This window comes from Streptomyces sp. NPDC023838 (genome assembly GCF_040639555.1).
Taxonomy (GTDB): Bacteria; Actinomycetota; Actinomycetes; order Streptomycetales; family Streptomycetaceae; genus Streptomyces.
The window spans coordinates 12,185-27,756 of sequence record NZ_JBFAAD010000059.1 but is presented as its reverse complement, the minus strand read 5'-3'; the positions used below and the strand labels follow the sequence as shown (position 1 = coordinate 27,756).

Genomic DNA, 15,572 nt, shown 5'->3' with positions numbered 1-15,572 from the left:
GGTGGGGGCCGGTCGCGCAGCGGCATTTAAGGGGCGCGGGGAACTGCGCGACCAGCCCCCACCGGCCCGCAGACGAATCTCGGGGTGTGGGGGCGGAGCCCCCCGGGAGAGCTGCCCCCGGAGGGTTCAGGGAAGGGGTGGGGTGGGGAAACCCTGCCCAGGGGTCAGAACAGGCGGAGTTTGTCGTCCTCGATGCCCCGCAGCGCGTTGTAGTCCAGAACCACGCACCCGATCCCCCGGTCCGTCGCCAGCACGCGAGCCTGCGGCTTGATCTCCTGCGCCGCGAACACCCCCTGCACCGGCGCCAGATGCGGATCCCGGTTCAGCAGCTCCAGGTACCGCGTGAGCTGCTCGACCCCGTCGATCTCACCCCGCCGCTTGATCTCGACCGCGACCGTCCCGCCCGACGCGTTCCGGCACAGGATGTCCACCGGCCCGATCGCCGTCGGGTACTCGCGGCGGATCAGCGTGTACCCCTCGCCCAGCGTCTCGATCCGGTCCGCGAGCAGCTCCTGGAGGTGCGCTTCCACGCCGTCCTTGATGAGGCCCGGGTCCACACCCAGCTCGTGCGACGAGTCGTGGAGGATCTCCTCCATCGTGATGATGAGCTTCTCGCCCGCCTTGTTCACGACCGTCCAGACGCCCGAATCGTCCCCCGTCCCCTCCTTGAGGGTGCAGGGCGGAGACATCCAGTTGAGGGGCTTGTACGCCCGGTCGTCCGCGTGAATGGAGACGCTGTTGTCCGCCTTCACCAGGATCAGCCGGGTGGCGGAGGGCAGATGGGCGGTGAGGCGGCCCGCGTAGTCGACGGAGCAGCGGGCGATGACGAGACGCATGGTCGGCAACGCTACTCGAATTCCCCCGCCGAACGCGATTCGTCCGGCAAAGCACTGTTCGTTATTGGCCGGTTACGTGCCAAGTACCTGTCGCGGGCACCATGCCGCGCCTACCGTGTAAGCGGGAGGTTGTCGGTCAGGCACGCTGCGTGGCTGACTTCGTTCCCTTCCCTGGCCGTAAGACCCCCCTCTCCGGGGGTCGCGAGAGGAGAAACCCATGTCGCTCGACGTCTCACCGGCCCTACTCGAACAGGCCGAGCGAGGCGAGGTCGACGAAGCTGATTTCGTCGACTGCGTCCGGACCTCCCTGCCGTACGCATGGGAGATGATCAGTTCTCTGGTGGTCCAGCTGAAGGTGGACGGTGGCGAGTTCGCCGACAACCAGACGCCTCCGCCGGACGAGCAGGCGCGCGGCCAGCTTCTTCGTGCGCTCGCGAGTGACGCCATCCGCGGTTCGCTCCAGCGGCACTTCGGTGTCCGCCTGGCGTTCCAGAACTGCCACCGCGTCGCGGTGTTCCCCCTGGACCCGTCGTCCGACGAGCGGCTCGCCCGCTTCACCTCGGTCCGGGGCCAACTTCTCAATCAGTCCCCGGAGTTGCGCGACTGCTGAGGTCTTCGCCGCCGCTCCGCATCGCGGGAGGTGCACGTGTGCACATGATGCGGAGCGGGGGCCTTTTGTGGGGACCCGAGTCCCCGCGCCCCGACGGGCGCCGTCCCCCTCGGGCCCCTCACCCCAGCAGCGGCAGCACGTCCGCGCCCAGCCTTCGTACGTTCTCCTCCGTAGCCGCCAGGTCGCCCGATCCCTCCACCAGGAAGGCGAAGCGCGTGATGCCCGTCTTCTCCGACGTCGCCGCGATGCGGTCCGCCGCGAGGCGCGGGGTGCCGACAGGGTGGAGGTCGCACAGCAGCTCCGTGTACTGCACGGGGTCGCGCATCGCGCGGTGGCGGCCGTCGACCGTCACATGCGCGTCCAGCCCCTGCTTCAGCCAGCCCGGCATCGCCTTCAGCAGTGTCTCGGCGGCCTGGGCGCGGTGGTCCTCGATCTGCGCCACCCCGGCCGACACATGCGGCGCCGCCGCCACCACCTCGGGGGCGACGCCGGACGCCAGCGCGTGCGAGCGCCACAGCCCGACCATCTCCGCCTTCTCCTCGTCGCCGCAGTGCATCCCGAGCAGCATCGGCAGACCGCGCTCGGCCGCCAGCCTCACGCTCTTGGGCGAGGTGCACGCCACGATGACCTCGGGGCCCTCCGGGCCGTCCGCGAGCAGCTCGTCGGGCCTGGGCACCACCGGGACCTCCCGGAAGGCGAAACGTTCGCCCAGACTCGCCACCCGGGGTTCGGTCAGCCACCGCAGCAGCAGATCGAGTGACTCCGGGAACCCCTCCTCGTACGCCCGCAGACCCGAGCCGAACACCTCCAGGTCGACCCAGGGGCCGCCCCGCCCCACCCCCAGCGAGAACCGCCCGCCGGACGTCAGGTGCAGCAGCGCCGCCTGCTCGCCCAGCGCCACCGGGTGCGCGCTCGGCAGCACGCTGACCGCCGTCCCGACGCGGATCCGGCGGGTGCGCCCGAGCAGCAGCGCCGCCAGCGTCACCGCCGACGGGCACACCCCGTACGGAACGAAGTGGTGCTCGGCGAGCCACACCGCGTCCAGCCCCGCTTCCTCGGCCACCTCGGCGGACCGCACGGCCCGGTGCAGTGCCTCCCCCTGGCCCTGGCCCGGGAATTGGGCTGCCAGTACAAAAGTTCCGACACGCATCGCCTTCTGCCTCTCTCGCGGCCGACGCGGCTCCCCCTCTTACTGGCAACAACGCCTGACAAGTGCCAAGGGCACGGTCCAGCGCGAACTTCTTGCGATAGTCCGGTAAGTGTCCCCCGTACGAGTTACCGTGCCACCCCTGTACGGCTCGGGTACCCGGGGCAAGTACCTCTACGCTGGGGGCAGTCCGTCAGCCCGGCCCCGTGAGGTGTTTCCGTGTCCCCGCGCCGCAACCGCCCCAAGGGCGGCGACCAGCCGACCGAACCGACCGGCGGGGCGGGGGAGCGCTTCGGCCTCCAGCGCTCCGAGACGTACCAGGGCGAGGAGTGGTCCGTCCGGCACGTCAGCGGCGCGAGCGCGCAGGGCAAGCGCTACCGCTGCCCGGGGTGCGACCAGGAGATCCCCTCCGGCGTCCCGCACGTGGTGGCCTGGCCGGAGTACGGCGGGGTGGAGGACCGCCGGCACTGGCACAAGGCCTGCTGGAACGCGAAGGACCGCCGCACCAGCAGGGTGCAGCGGTCCAGGAACGCGCCCAGATACTAGGCGGCGGGTCACACGTCCCGGCTGTTCAGCACGGCGAACGCGCCCCCGAGGGCGGCGGCCGTGACGGATCCCAGGATCAGCAGCGGGGTCCAGCCGGTGGGGCCCGAGTCGCTCACCGACGAGCCGTAGAACACGGCCAGTTGGCTGGGGATCGAGTACTCGAACAGGGCCTGGCGCACACCTTCGAGCGACGGCGCGAACATGAACAGCGCGAGCACCAGCGGCAGCAGCACCACGCCGATCATGACCGTGATCGCGCCGGCCGAGTGCCGGACCAGCGCGCCGACCGCGAGCGAGAGCAGGCCGAGGGTCGAGATGTAGAGGCTGACGCCGATCGTCGCCTTGAAGAGCTGGGAGCCGGTCGGCTGCTCGGCGGAGCTCACCATGGCGGTCTGGAGCAGCGCCACCAGGCCGGTGCAGAGCGTCACGATGACGAAGGACAGCAGGAAGAAGACGATCGACTTGGCCGCGAGGATCCGGGCCCGGCTGGGGCACGCGGTCAGCGTCGTACGGATCATTCCCGTGCCGTACTCGGAGGCGATGGTCAGCACGCCGAGCGTGATCACGCAGATCGAGCCGAGCAGCACGCCGTAGAAGCCGAGGCTGAGCAGCGGGGTGTCGCCCATGTGCGCGTCGGAGGCGTTGACCGCGACCGCCGCGAGCAGCCCGATGCCGAGCACGAGCACGATGAGCACGCCCAGCGTCCACATCGTGGAGCGCACCGAGCGGATCTTGGTCCACTCGGAGGCGAGCGCGTCGCCGAGGGAGGCGGGCCGCACCGGGATCGGCGAGGTGTACGTCCCGAGGGACGCACCCGGTGCCTGCTGCTGGTAGGGGGTGGTCATCGGGCGTCCTCGGGCTTGGTCAGGGCGGGGGCGGCGGCGGGCTGGGAGGCCGGGGGAGCGGGCTGCGGGGCGGGCGCCTGCGCCGGAGCAGCCGGGGCCGCCGGGGCGCCCTGCGGGGCCGCCGGGGCCTGTCCGGGGGCCTGCGGGGCCGCGTACGGGTTCGCTCCGGGCGGCGGCGGGGCGTACCAGCCCTGCGTCGGCACCTCGGGGATCACCGGCGGCGGCTGGTACCCGGGCGGCAGCGGCTGCATCAGACCGGCCTTCTGGTCGGCCGTGGAGCGGTAGTCCACCGCGCCCTGCGTCATCCGCATGTACGCCTCCTCCAGCGAGGCCTGGTGCGGCGAGAGCTCCCACAGGCGTACGTCCGCGCCGTGCGCGAGGTCGCTGATGCGGGGCAGCGCGAGGCCGGTCACCCGCAGGGCGCCGTCCGGCTCCGGCATGACCTGGCCGCCGGCCTGGGTCAGCGCGGCCGTCAGCTTCTCCCGGCCGGCGGGCTCGGGGGTGCGTACGCGCGCGAAGTCGGCGGAGTTGTGCGAGATGAAGTCCTTGACGCTCATGTCGGCGAGCAGCTGGCCGCGGCCGATCACGATGAGGTGGTCGGCGGTCAGCGCCATCTCGCTCATCAGGTGCGAGGAGACGAAGACGGTCCGGCCCTCGGCGGCGAGCTGCTTCATGAGGTTGCGCACCCACAGGATGCCCTCGGGGTCGAGGCCGTTGACCGGCTCGTCGAAGAGCAGCACCTGGGGGTCGCCGAGCAGGGCGGCGGCGATGCCGAGCCGCTGGCCCATGCCGAGCGAGAACCCCTTGGAGCGCTTTCCCGCCACCTCCTGGAGGCCGACGACGCCGAGCACCTCGTCGACCCGGCGGGCCGGGATGCCGGAGAGCTGGGCGAGCGAGAGCAGGTGGTTGCGGGCGCTGCGGCCGCCGTGCACGGCCTTGGCGTCGAGCAGCGCGCCGACCTGGCGGGGCGCGTTGGGAAGCATACGGAAGGGGTGGCCGCCGATGGTGACATGGCCGGAAGTGGGCTGGTCCAGGCCGAGGATCATGCGCATGGTCGTCGACTTGCCGGAGCCGTTGGGCCCCAGGAAGCCGGTGACGGCGCCGGGCCTCACCTGGAAGGAAAGGTTGTACACGGCTGTCTTGGCGCCGTAGCGCTTCGTCAGGCCGACTGCCTCGATCATTCTCCAGCCCCATCGACGGTGTGGGTCGTCGGGGCGGTCGACCGATGGCCAGGGTGCCCCCGTATGAGTGAGGAGCTTATCCAGGAGTTTACGGTTCCGGCCAAGCGAGGAGACGTGCGTTACGTGTGGGTTTGTCCGGTGTATGGACTACGCATCGCGCTTCTTCAGCACCAGATGGCCGCCCGCCAGCGCCGCGACGACCCACAGTCCCATGATCCCGAGCCCGGCCCAGGGGCCGTACGGCGGCGGCTCGCTGTTCATCGCGTTCGGCACCACTTGCATGATCTTGGAGCCCGCCTGGTCGGGGAAGTAGCGAGCCACCTTCTTGGCGCCCGGCACCGCCGACAGGATCTGCGAGATCAGGAAGAAGAACGGCATCAGGATGCCGAGCGAGAGCACCGAGCTGCGCAGCATCGTGGCCACGCCCATCGAGAAGAGCGCGATCAGCGCCATGTAGAGGCCCGCCCCGAAGACCGCCCGCAGCACATGGGGCTCGCCGATGGTCGTGCGGTGCGGGCCGAGCAGGGCCTGGCCGAGGAGGAACGAGAGGAAGCTGGTCGCCATGCCCACGACCAGGGCGAGCGCGGTGGCGACCAGGAGCTTGGAGAAGAGGAACGTGGCCCGCTGCGGCACGGCGGCGAGCGAGGTGCGGATCATGCCCGAGCTGTACTCGGTGCCGACCACCAGGACTCCGAACACCACCATCGCGAGCTGGCCGAGCACCATCCCGGAGAAGCTGACGTAGGTCGGGTCGAAGGTCACCCGCTCGGCCGGCTTGAGGTCGTCGAACTGCGACTTCATCAGCGCGCACAGGGCCGCGCTCACCGCGACCGTCACGACGAACGCGCAGATGAGCGTCCAGGAGGTGGAGGAGACCGTACGGATCTTGGTCCACTCGGACCTGAGGACGGCCGGTACCGCTGCCATGGTCAGACCTCCTCGCCGTGGCCGACGGCGTCCCCGGCGCGGGCCCGGTAGCTCGCGCCCCAGTCGGCGGCGGGCGCCTGGGGCGGCGGCCCGTGGGGCGTGTCCGAGTGCGCGTGGTACTCCACCGATCCGGCCGTCATCTGCATGAACGCCTCCTCCAGCGAGGCCTGCTGGCCGGAGAGCTCGTGCAGCACGATCTGATGCTGAGCCGCCAGCTCGCCGAGCCGCTCGATCCGGCCGTTGTCGACCTCCAGGGCGCCGTCGGCGGTCTGGGTGACGGGGACCCCCGACTGCGCCAGCACGTCGAGCAGGTGTTCCCACTGGGGTGAGCGCAGTCGTACGAAACTCCGTGAATTCTGCCGAATGAAATCCGCCATCGATGTATCGGCGAGCAGTCGGCCCTGGCCGATGACGATCAAATGATCCGCCGTCAGCGCCATTTCACTCATCAGGTGAGACGAGACGAAGATCGTTCTGCCCTCCGCCGCGAGGGCTTTCATGAGATTGCGGATCCAGTGAATTCCCTCGGGGTCCAGACCATTGACGGGTTCGTCGAACATCAGGATCTCGGGGTCGCCGAGCAGCGCGGAGGCGATTCCGAGCCGCTGGCCCATGCCGAGCGAGAACCCCTTCGACTTCTTCTTCGCCACGGCCGTCAGACCGACCGTGGCGAGCACCTCCGCGACCCGGCGCTCGGGGATCCGGTTCGACTGCGCCAGACAGAGCAGGTTGTTGTACGCGCTGCGGCCGCCGTGCATCGACTTGGCGTCGAGGAGCGCCCCGATGTACTTCAGCGGCTCGTCGAGGTCGCGGTAGTGCCTGCCGTCGATGTGCACGGTGCCGCTGGTCGGGTTGTCGAGATCGAGCATCATGCGCATGGTGGTGGACTTGCCGGCGCCGTTGGGTCCCAGGAAGCCGGTCACCACACCTGGCCTGACCTGGAACGACAGGTCGTCGACCGCGGTCTTGGAACCGAAGCGCTTGGTGAGACCGGCCAGCTCGATCATGTCGCCACGCTAAGGGCGGACAAAGCCCCCCGCCACCGGAGTGACGAGGGGCTCTCGACCGTACGAACGCAGCTCACGGGGGAGGAGCTGCGGCACCAACGGGAACAGGTCCGCCGGACGGACCCTAGCGGGACTGCTGCGCCGGGACGCCGCGCGAGACGGGCTCGTCGTCGACCGGGGAGCCGGCCGCCGCGACCGCCGCGCCCGTGAGGGTCGCCAGCATCTCGCGGACGTTGGTCAGCTGCGCGTTGATCGAGTCGCGGCGGTTGGTGAGCGCCGCCAGCTCGCGCTCGGATTCCGAACGGATACGGTCGGCCTTGGCGTTGGCGTCCGCCACGATGTCCTCGGCCTGGCGCTGGGCCGTCTCGACCGTCTGACGGGCCCGGCGCTCCGCGTCCGTACGCAGCTTCTCGGCCTCCAGGCGCAGCTGCTCGGCGCGGTGCTCGATCTCGGCGAGACGCTTCTCCGCCTTCGCCTGACGCGAGGCCAGGTCGCGCTCGGACTGCTCGCGGCGCTTGGCGAGGTTCGTCTCGAAGTCGGCCGCCGCCTGCGCGGCCTTGGCGCGGGTCTCCTCGAAGAGGGCATCCGCCTCCTCGCGCTTGGACTGCGCGTCCTTCTGCGCCTCGGAGCGCAGCGTGGAGGCGTCACCCTTCGCCTTCTCGACGATCCGGACGCCCTCGTCCTCCGCCTTGGCCTTGCGCTCGGCGGCGAACGACTCGGCGTCGTTGCGCACCTGCTGGGCCGCCGACTCGGCCAGCTCGCGGTGCTGTTCGGCGGCGCGGCGGGCCTCCTCGCGCAGGTCCTTCGCCTCTTCCTCGGCGAGACGGAGGATCTTCTCGACCCGGGCACCGAGGCCCGCGTACGACGGCTCCGCGTCGTTCACCTGGGCCTGGGCGTTCTGCGTTTCGAGGTGCAGTTCCTCGATGCGCTTTTCCAGAGAAGTGATCCGTGCCAGAGCGCTGTCACGGTCGGCGACGAGCTTGGTAATGCGGTCGTCCACCTGACCGCGGTCGTAACCACGCCGCACGAGCTCGAAGCCGAAGGGGGAGGAAGTGTCGCTCATGGGGTTCCTGTCGAATGAGACCGGTGAGGTGATAGGGGGAATCCTAGGGGCCCAGACGGCGTGTCATCGAGCGTATGCCCGTTTGATCTGGAGAATGTCCAGCCTTTTGAGTGGCTACCCCTCCGAAGACTTGCCACTCGAACGTGTCCCTCCGGCCGAGGCACCCGCCTTGGCCGCCTCCTTGCCGCCGGAGGACGGGGCCTCGAAAGATTCCAACGCCTCAAGCACGTCCTGGACACGGGAGATCTCGGCATTGATGTCCGCGCGCCGCCGGACCAGCACATCCAGCTCGCGCTTGCCCTCGTCGACCGTGCGCCGGGCCTCCGCCTCCGCGTCGTCGCGCAGCTTCGTCGCCTCGCGGATCAGCTCGGCCTTCTTGGTCTCCGCCTCCTTGAGCAGCGCCTCGGCCTTCTTCACGGCCGCGATGCGCACCTTGCTCGCCTCGGAGTTGGCGTCCGACAGGAGCTCCTTGGCCTTCGCCTCGGCCTGCTCCGTCTGCTCGGTGGCGGCCTTGACCAGCTTGTCGACGCGCTCGCCCGCCGTCTTCATCTGCTCGGCGCTCTCCCGCCGGGCCCGCTCGTGCAGTTCCTCGATCTCCGACTCGGTCCGCGCGCGCACCTCCTCGGTGCGCTCCCTTATGGCGGTCGCGTCCGCGCGCGCCCCGGCCAGCAGCTCGTCCGCGTCCGTACGGGACTTCTCCACCAGGGAGTTGCCCTCCACGGTCGCCTCGGCGACGATCCGCTCGGCCTCCTTGCGGGCCGCGCCGACCATCGTGTCGGCCTGCTCCTCGGCCAGCGTGGCCGCGAGCAGCGCCTCCTCCTGGGCCTTGGCCATGAGCTGGTCCGCCTGCTCCGCCGCGTCCGACCGGCGCTTGGCCGCGGCCGTACGGGCTTCGTCGAGCAGCCGGTCCGCCTCCTCGCGGGCCTCGGTACGGATCTTCTCCGCCGCCTCCTCGATGCGGGCGCGGCTCTTCTCGGCCTCCGCGCGGATCCGCTCCGCGGCCTGCTGGGCCGAGCCCACGGTCTCGGCGGCCTCGGCACGCAGCCGCTCCGCCTCCCCGTTCGCCTCGGTCAGCACCCGCTCGGCCTCACTGCTCGCCTCCGCGATGAGCTGGTCCGCCTGCGCGGCGGCGTCCGAACGACGCTTGTCGGCGGCCTTGCGGGCCTCGTCGAGCAGCCGCTCCGCCTCCGTACGCGCCTCGTCGAGCGCCTGCTCGGCCTGCTCGCGGGCGTCGGCGACCGTCTGCTCGGCCTCGGCGGCCGCGGCCGACAGGACCGAACCGGCGTCCGCGCGCGCCTCGGTGGTGACCAGCTCCGCGTACGTGTCGGCCTCGGACGTGGTGCGCTCGGCGTGGGCGGTGGCCTCCGCGAGCAGCCGGTCGTGCTCCGACTGGCCCTCGTCGCGCAGCTGCTGAGCCTCCGCCACCAGCCGCTCGGCCGTCGCCGTCGACTCGGCGGCGAGCCGCTCGGCCTCCGCGGTCGCCTCGGTGACCAGGCGGTCGGCCTGGCTCGCGGCGTCGTTGCGGATGCGGTTGGCGTCCTCGCGGGCGTCCGCCCGGGTGCGCGCGGCGTCCTGCTCCGAGGAGGCCAGCGCGTCGGAGGCCTCGGTGCGCATCCGCTGCGCGTACTCCGAGGCGTCCGAACGGGCCTTCTCCGCCTCCGCGATGGCGTCCGCGACGGTCCGCTCGGCCAGCTCCTTGGCGGCGTCGGCGTCCTCCTGCGCCCGGCCGCGGACGCGCTGGGCGTCCTCGGCGGCGCGCTCGCGCTCGGCGTACGCGTCGGCGCGGACCCGGTCCGCCTCCTCCTGCGCCTCCGTCTTCGTACGCTCCGCCACGTGCTCGGCCGTCGAGCGCAGCCCGGCGATCTCCTGCTCGGCCTCCTCGCGCAGCCCCGACACCGAGTCCCGCACCTGCTGGGCGGTCTGCTCGGCGGCCGCCACCAGCTCGGTGGCGCGCCGGTCGGCCTCCTCGCCGAGCCGCTGTGCCTCGGCCTGCGCCTCCTCCACCCGCTTGCGGGCGGAGGCGAGCAGCTCCTCGCTCTGCTCGCGGGCCTGCGCCCGCTCCGAATTCGCCTCGGTACGCGCCGAGTCGAGCGTCTCCTCCGCCTCGCGGCGCCGGCGCGCGGCCTCCTCCTGGGCGGCGGCGAGCGCCTCGGCGGCCTCCGCGCCCACCCGCTCGGCGGCGGCCGCGGCCTCGGCGCGCATCCGGTCGGCGGTCTCCTGCGCCTCGGACTTGAGGCGCTCGGCCTCCGCGGCGGCCTCGGACCGCAGCCGTACGGCCGCGCCCTCCGCCTCGGCACGGGCGGTCGAGGCGTCGGCGGCGGCCTCGGTGCGCAGCCGCTCGGCCTCCTGCTCGGCCTGCGCCTGGAGCGTACGGGCGCGCTCGTTGGCCTCCGTACGAAGCCGCTCGGTCTCCTCGGCGGCCTCGCGCCGGATCCGCTCGCTCTCGCCGCGCGCCTCGGTCAGCGCCTGCTCGGCGGAGGCGTGGCGCTGCTCGGCCTCGGTGTGCAGCCGCGTCAGCTCGTCGGCGGCGTCGGCCCGGCGGGCGGCGACGGCCCGCTCGGTCTCCTCGCGCAGCGCCACGGACGCCTGCTCGGCGGCCGCCTTGACGGCCTCGGCCTGCTCGTCGGCCTCCGCGCGCAGCCGCTCGGCCTCGGCCCGGGTGCGCTCCAGGGTCTCCTCGGCCTGCTTGCGCAGCGTCGTCGCGCGCTCCATGGCCTCGTTGCGGACCCGCTCCGACTCCGCCCCGGCCGAGGTGCGCAGCTCCTCCGCGTCGGCCTTCGCCTTGGTCAGCAGCTCCTCGGCGGTCCTGGCCGCCTCCTCGATCTGCTGGACGCCCTCGCGGCGCGCCTCGCCCCGGATGCGCTCGCCCTCGGCGACCGCTTCGGCCCGCAGCTGCTCGGCCTCGCCACGCAGCCGGCGCGCCTCCTCCTGGAGTTCGACCGTCTTGGCGCGGTACTCCTTGGTGTCGTCCTTGGCCGCGCCCTTGAGCTCGTCGGCCCGCTCCTCGGCCTGGACGCGCAGCCGCTCCGCCTCGGCGTCGGCCTCGCGGCGGATCCGCTCGGCCTCCTCGGACGCCTTGCGGGTGGTCTCCTGGGCGTCCGCGGACGCCTTGGTGAGCACCTCCTCGGCGGCCCGGGCGGCCTTGGCGAGCTGGGCGGCGGTGTCCTCGGCCACGCTGGTACGGGCCTTCTCGGCGGCCTCCGCCACCAGCCGCTCGGCCTCGGCGCGGGCGTCGGCGAGCGCCTGCTCGGCCTCCGACTTGAGCGCCTCGGACTCCTTGGTCGCCTCGGCCACGAGCCGGGCGATCTCGGTCTTGGCGGTACGGGTGCGCTGCTCGTTGGCGGACTCGGCGCCCGCGAGCTGCCTGGCCGCCGACTCCTTCGCCTCGGCCAGCACCTTCTCGGCCTCGGCCCGCGCCTCGCGCAGCGCCGACTCGGCCTCCTGCATCCGCTGCTCGGCGGTCCGGCTCAGCTCGGCGGCCTGCTGGCGCGCCTGGTCGGACTCGGCGGTGGTGGACGAGCGCAGCTGCTCGGCGTGGGAGGTGGCCTCCTGGGCCTGTGTGGAGGCGGCGTTGAGGAGCCGCTCGGCGTCCTTGCGGGCGCGCAGGAGGATGGCTTCGGCTTCGGTACGGGCCGACTCGGCCTCGGAGCCGAGCCGTTGGCGGGTCTCCTCGGCGACCCGGGCGGCCTCCGCGCGGGCGGCGGCGAGCGCCGCCTCGCTCTCGGCGCGCGACTCGTCGAGCAGCCGCCGGGTCTGCGCCTCGGTGCGGGCCCGCAGCTGCTCGGCCCAGGCCACGTTCTCGTTGACGTGCGACTCGACGGTCGCGCGCCGCTCGGCCAGCTCCTGGTCGAGCCGCTGGCGGCGGTTGACCGCCTCCGCGTGCAGCTCGGCCTGGAGCCGGGCCTGGTGCTCGGCGTGCTCCTGGAGGATGCGCTGGGTCTGCGCACGGGCGTCGCGCAGCTCGCGCTCGGCGTCGTTGCGCAGCTGCTCGGCCTGCATCTGCGCATTGCGCAGCAGCTGTTCGGCCTGGTAGCCGATGTCCGCGGCGTCGTAGGCAGGGCGAGTCGCGAGGTTGCGGCGCGCCTCGTGCAGCTTGGCGCGCAGCACCTCGACCTGGTAGCCGAGGTCCTCGGCGTGCTGGACGGCCTTCTCCCGCTCGGTCTTCAGCCGGTCCATCTCGGCCTCGAACCGCGAGAGGTGGTCGTCAGGCCGGTGGCTGTCCTGGCGTTCGTAGCCCCGCACTGCGCGGTCCCATCCGTCCCCTGGTCGCGAACACTGCCCGTACGAGCACCGTCCGACGACGGACGGGCCCCCGGTGAATGGTGTCAGATCGACAAGGGGGCGTGGGTCCCAGGCCCCGACCCGACCCCGGCCCGGAAGGGCCCACTGTACCGGCCCCGGAATCCCGGGGTCAGTGCTCCGCTGCCGAGGTGACCAGTTCGGTCAGTACGCCGTGGCAGTCCTTGGGGTGCAGGAACGTGATGCGGGAGCCCATGGAACCGATGCGGGGCTCCTCGTACAGGACCCTCACACCCTTGCCGCGGATGGCCTCGGCGTCGCCGTCGACGTCCTCGGTGCCGAAGGCGATGTGGTGCACGCCCTCACCGTTCTTGGCCAGCCACTTCCCGACCGCGGAGTCCTCGCGGGTGGGCTCCAGGAGCTGGAGGTAGGAGGCGCCGCCGTCCGACGTACCGTTGATCTTGAGCATGGCCTCCCGTACGCCCTGCTCCTCGTTGATCTCGGAGTGGAACACCTCGAATCCGTACGTAGCACGATAGAACTCGACGGTCTTGTCGAGGTCGAAACAGGCGATCCCGATGTGGTCGATGCGAGTCAGCATGGGACCAGTGCAGCGCCCCGGGAGGTGGTTACGCAACGTGCGCGCGATCACACCGGCTGCCCGGTGACGCCGCCGGTACCGCTCAGTACATTTCCAGTAAACCCTCGTTCACTTCTCACCTCCCAAGGGGCTGTGCCTCATGTCTGGAACGACCGGTACCACTTCAGTGATCGTCGCGGGCGCCCGCACGCCCATGGGCCGACTGCTCGGCTCCCTCAAGTCCTTCTCGGGCGCCGACCTCGGCGGCGTCGCCATCAAGGCCGCGCTCGACCGGGCCGGCATCGGCGGCGACCAGGTCCAGTACGTGATCATGGGCCAGGTGCTCCAGGCCGGTGCGGGCCAGATCCCGGCCCGCCAGGCCGCCGTCAAGGCGGGCATCCCGATGAGCGTGCCCGCGCTCACGATCAACAAGGTCTGTCTGTCGGGCCTGGACGCGATCGCGCTCGCGGACCAGCTGATCCGCGCCGGCGAGTTCGACGTGGTGGTGGCCGGTGGCCAGGAGTCGATGACCAACGCCCCGCACCTGCTGCCGAAGTCCCGCGAGGGCTACAAGTACGGCGCGATCGAGATGCTCGACGCGATGGCGTACGACGGTCTGACCGACGCCTTCGAGAACATCGCCATGGGCGAGTCCACCGAGAAGCACAACACCCGCCTGGGCATCGAGCGCGCCCCGCAGGACGCGTTCGCGGCCGCCTCCCACCAGCGCGCCGCCGCCGCCCAGAAGAACGGGCTCTTCGAGGCCGAGATCACCCCGGTCGAGATCCCGCAGCGCAAGGGCGAGCCGGTGATCTTCGCCAAGGACGAGGGCATCCGCGCGGAGACGACCGTGGAGTCGCTGGGCAAGCTGCGCCCGGCGTTCGCCAAGGACGGCACGATCACGGCGGGCACCTCCTCGCAGATCTCGGACGGCGCGGCCGCGGTCGTGGTCATGTCCAAGGCGAAGGCCGAGGAGCTGGGCCTGGAGTGGATCGCGGAGATCGGCGCGCACGGCAACGTGGCGGGCCCGGACAACTCCCTCCAGTCGCAGCCGTCCAACGCGATCCTGCACGCGCTGGGCAAGGAGGGCCTGGAGGTCTCGGACCTCGACCTCATCGAGATCAACGAGGCGTTCGCGGCGGTCGCGGTCCAGTCAATGAAGGACCTCGGGGTCTCCCCGGAAAAGGTGAACGTCAACGGTGGCGCGATCGCCCTGGGCCACCCCATCGGCATGTCGGGCGCGCGCGTGGTGCTCCACCTGGCCCTCGAGCTCAAGCGCCGGGGCGGCGGTACGGGTGCGGCGGCGCTGTGCGGCGGCGGCGGCCAGGGTGACGCGCTGATCATCAGGGTCCCCGGCAAGTAGGACACCACTGCGGTGGTACGTACTGATCACTGGGCACTGAACCGAACGGAGCGGCAATGGTGGACGTCCCCGAACTGGTGGCACAGGCGAGGGAGGGCCGGCCGCGGGCCGTGGCCCGGCTGATCTCGCTGGTCGAGGGGGCGTCCCCGCAACTGCGCGAGGTGATGGCGCAGTTGGCTCCGCTGGCGGGCGGGGCGTACGTGGTGGGGCTGACGGGTTCGCCGGGTGTCGGCAAGTCGACTTCGACGTCGGCGCTGGTGACGGCGTACCGGCGGGCGGGCAAGCGGGTCGGGGTGCTGGCCGTCGACCCCTCCTCGCCGTTCTCCGGGGGCGCGCTGCTGGGCGACCGGGTCCGTATGTCGGACCACGCGTCCGACCCCGGGGTCTACATCCGCTCGATGGCGACCCGGGGCCATCTGGGCGGCCTCGCCTGGTCCGCTCCGCAGGCGATCCGCGTGCTGGACGCGGCGGGGTGCGAGGTGATCCTGGTGGAGACGGTCGGGGTCGGCCAGTCGGAGGTGGAGATCGCCTCCCAGGCCGACACGTCGGTCGTACTCCTGGCCCCCGGGATGGGCGACGGCATCCAGGCGGCCAAGGCGGGGATCCTGGAGATCGGCGACGTGTACGTGGTGAACAAGGCGGACCGCGACGGCGCGGACGCGACGGCCCGCGAGCTGAACCACATGCTGGGCCTGGGCGAGTCCCGGGGCCCCGGCGACTGGCGGCCGCCCATCGTCAAGACGGTGGCGGCCCGTGCCGAGGGCATCGACGAGCTGGTCGAGGCGCTGGAGAAGCACCGGGCGTGGATGGAGGAGCGGGGCGTCCTGGCGGAGCGCCGCCTCGCCCGGGCGTCCCGTGAGGTGGAGACGATCGCGGTCACCGCGCTGCGGGAGCGGATCGGCGACCTCCATGGGGACCGCCGCCTGGACGCGCTGGCGTCCCGCATCGTCGGGGGCGAGCTGGACCCGTACGCGGCGGCGGACGAACTGGTAGCGGGCCTCACGGGCGAGTAGCCCCCACCAGGGGGTCCCCCGGGGGCCGAGGCGGCTTCCCCGGTGGCTGCGCCCCCGGCCCCCCTGGCTGCGCCCCGGCCCCCTGGCTAGGTCCTGGCCCCCCTGGCTGTGTCCCCGGCTCCCCTGGCTGCGCCCCGGCCCCCTGGCTAGGTCCTGGCCCCCCTGGCTGTGTCCCCGGCTCCCCTGGCTGCGCCCCGGCCCCCTGGCTAGGTCCT

At 72.0% G+C, this 15,572-nt stretch carries 13 protein-coding genes; 4 read left to right on the top strand and 9 right to left on the bottom strand.

The window, feature by feature from the left end; genetic code table 11:
• Positions 1-164: 164 nt before the first annotated feature.
• Positions 165-836 (bottom strand): endonuclease NucS, encoded by a 672-nt coding sequence (nucS, locus tag AB0G17_RS36015; RefSeq protein ID WP_361392051.1) that lies wholly within the window; start codon positions 834-836, stop codon positions 165-167.
• A 217-nt stretch (positions 837-1,053) separates the two neighbouring features.
• Here nucS and AB0G17_RS36010 point away from each other — a divergent pair, with 217 nt between their 5' ends.
• Complete coding sequence (locus AB0G17_RS36010) at positions 1,054-1,446, top strand: SCO5389 family protein (RefSeq protein ID WP_361392048.1); 393 nt, start codon at positions 1,054-1,056, stop codon at positions 1,444-1,446.
• A gap of 118 nt (positions 1,447-1,564) precedes the next feature.
• On the opposite strand, the gene AB0G17_RS36005 is transcribed toward AB0G17_RS36010, so the two are convergent.
• Positions 1,565-2,596 carry an LLM class flavin-dependent oxidoreductase gene (locus AB0G17_RS36005; RefSeq protein ID WP_361392045.1) on the bottom strand — a complete coding sequence of 344 codons (1,032 nt, stop codon included), beginning with the start codon at positions 2,594-2,596 and terminating at the stop codon, positions 1,565-1,567.
• 216 nt (positions 2,597-2,812) lie between these two features.
• On the opposite strand from AB0G17_RS36005, the gene AB0G17_RS36000 reads away from it, so the two are divergent.
• Entirely contained in the window at positions 2,813-3,139 is a 327-nt protein-coding gene (locus AB0G17_RS36000) for an ATP/GTP-binding protein (RefSeq protein WP_361392042.1), read from the top strand.
• Positions 3,140-3,147: 8 nt separating this feature from the next.
• Here AB0G17_RS36000 and AB0G17_RS35995 read toward each other — a convergent pair whose 3' ends face one another.
• The 7 genes from AB0G17_RS35995 to mce all read right to left on the bottom strand — a co-directional run bounded on the left by AB0G17_RS35995 (position 3,148) and on the right by mce (position 13,002).
• Positions 3,148-3,984: an ABC transporter permease gene (locus AB0G17_RS35995; RefSeq protein WP_361392039.1), complete on the bottom strand. Its 837-nt coding sequence runs from the start codon at positions 3,982-3,984 to the stop codon at positions 3,148-3,150.
• Complete coding sequence (locus AB0G17_RS35990) at positions 3,981-5,165, bottom strand: ATP-binding cassette domain-containing protein (RefSeq protein ID WP_361392036.1); 1,185 nt, start codon at positions 5,163-5,165, stop codon at positions 3,981-3,983. Before AB0G17_RS35990 ends, AB0G17_RS35995 begins: the two co-directional genes overlap by 4 nt.
• Before the next feature lie 147 nt (positions 5,166-5,312).
• Positions 5,313-6,092 (bottom strand): ABC transporter permease, encoded by a 780-nt coding sequence (locus AB0G17_RS35985; RefSeq protein WP_361392033.1) that lies wholly within the window; start codon positions 6,090-6,092, stop codon positions 5,313-5,315.
• A gap of 2 nt (positions 6,093-6,094) precedes the next feature.
• A complete protein-coding gene (locus AB0G17_RS35980) occupies positions 6,095-7,099 on the bottom strand; it encodes an ABC transporter ATP-binding protein (RefSeq protein ID WP_361392030.1) in 1,005 nt (334 codons plus the stop codon).
• A 124-nt stretch (positions 7,100-7,223) separates the two neighbouring features.
• Positions 7,224-8,162, bottom strand: coding sequence for a cellulose-binding protein (locus tag AB0G17_RS35975; RefSeq protein WP_101390172.1), 939 nt, complete (start codon positions 8,160-8,162; stop codon positions 7,224-7,226).
• A gap of 114 nt (positions 8,163-8,276) precedes the next feature.
• Positions 8,277-12,404 (bottom strand): polarized growth protein Scy, encoded by a 4,128-nt coding sequence (scy, locus tag AB0G17_RS35970; RefSeq protein ID WP_361392027.1) that lies wholly within the window; start codon positions 12,402-12,404, stop codon positions 8,277-8,279.
• A 169-nt stretch (positions 12,405-12,573) separates the two neighbouring features.
• Positions 12,574-13,002 carry a methylmalonyl-CoA epimerase gene (gene mce / locus AB0G17_RS35965; protein ID WP_361392024.1) on the bottom strand — a complete coding sequence of 143 codons (429 nt, stop codon included), beginning with the start codon at positions 13,000-13,002 and terminating at the stop codon, positions 12,574-12,576.
• Between the two features lie 139 nt (positions 13,003-13,141).
• On the opposite strand from mce, the gene AB0G17_RS35960 reads away from it, so the two are divergent.
• Positions 13,142-14,344, top strand: a complete 1,203-nt coding sequence (locus tag AB0G17_RS35960) for an acetyl-CoA C-acetyltransferase (protein WP_361392021.1) — start codon at positions 13,142-13,144, stop codon at positions 14,342-14,344.
• Positions 14,345-14,400: 56 nt separating this feature from the next.
• Complete coding sequence (gene meaB / locus AB0G17_RS35955; protein ID WP_361392018.1) at positions 14,401-15,357, top strand: methylmalonyl Co-A mutase-associated GTPase MeaB; 957 nt, start codon at positions 14,401-14,403, stop codon at positions 15,355-15,357.
• Positions 15,358-15,572 lie beyond the last annotated feature (215 nt).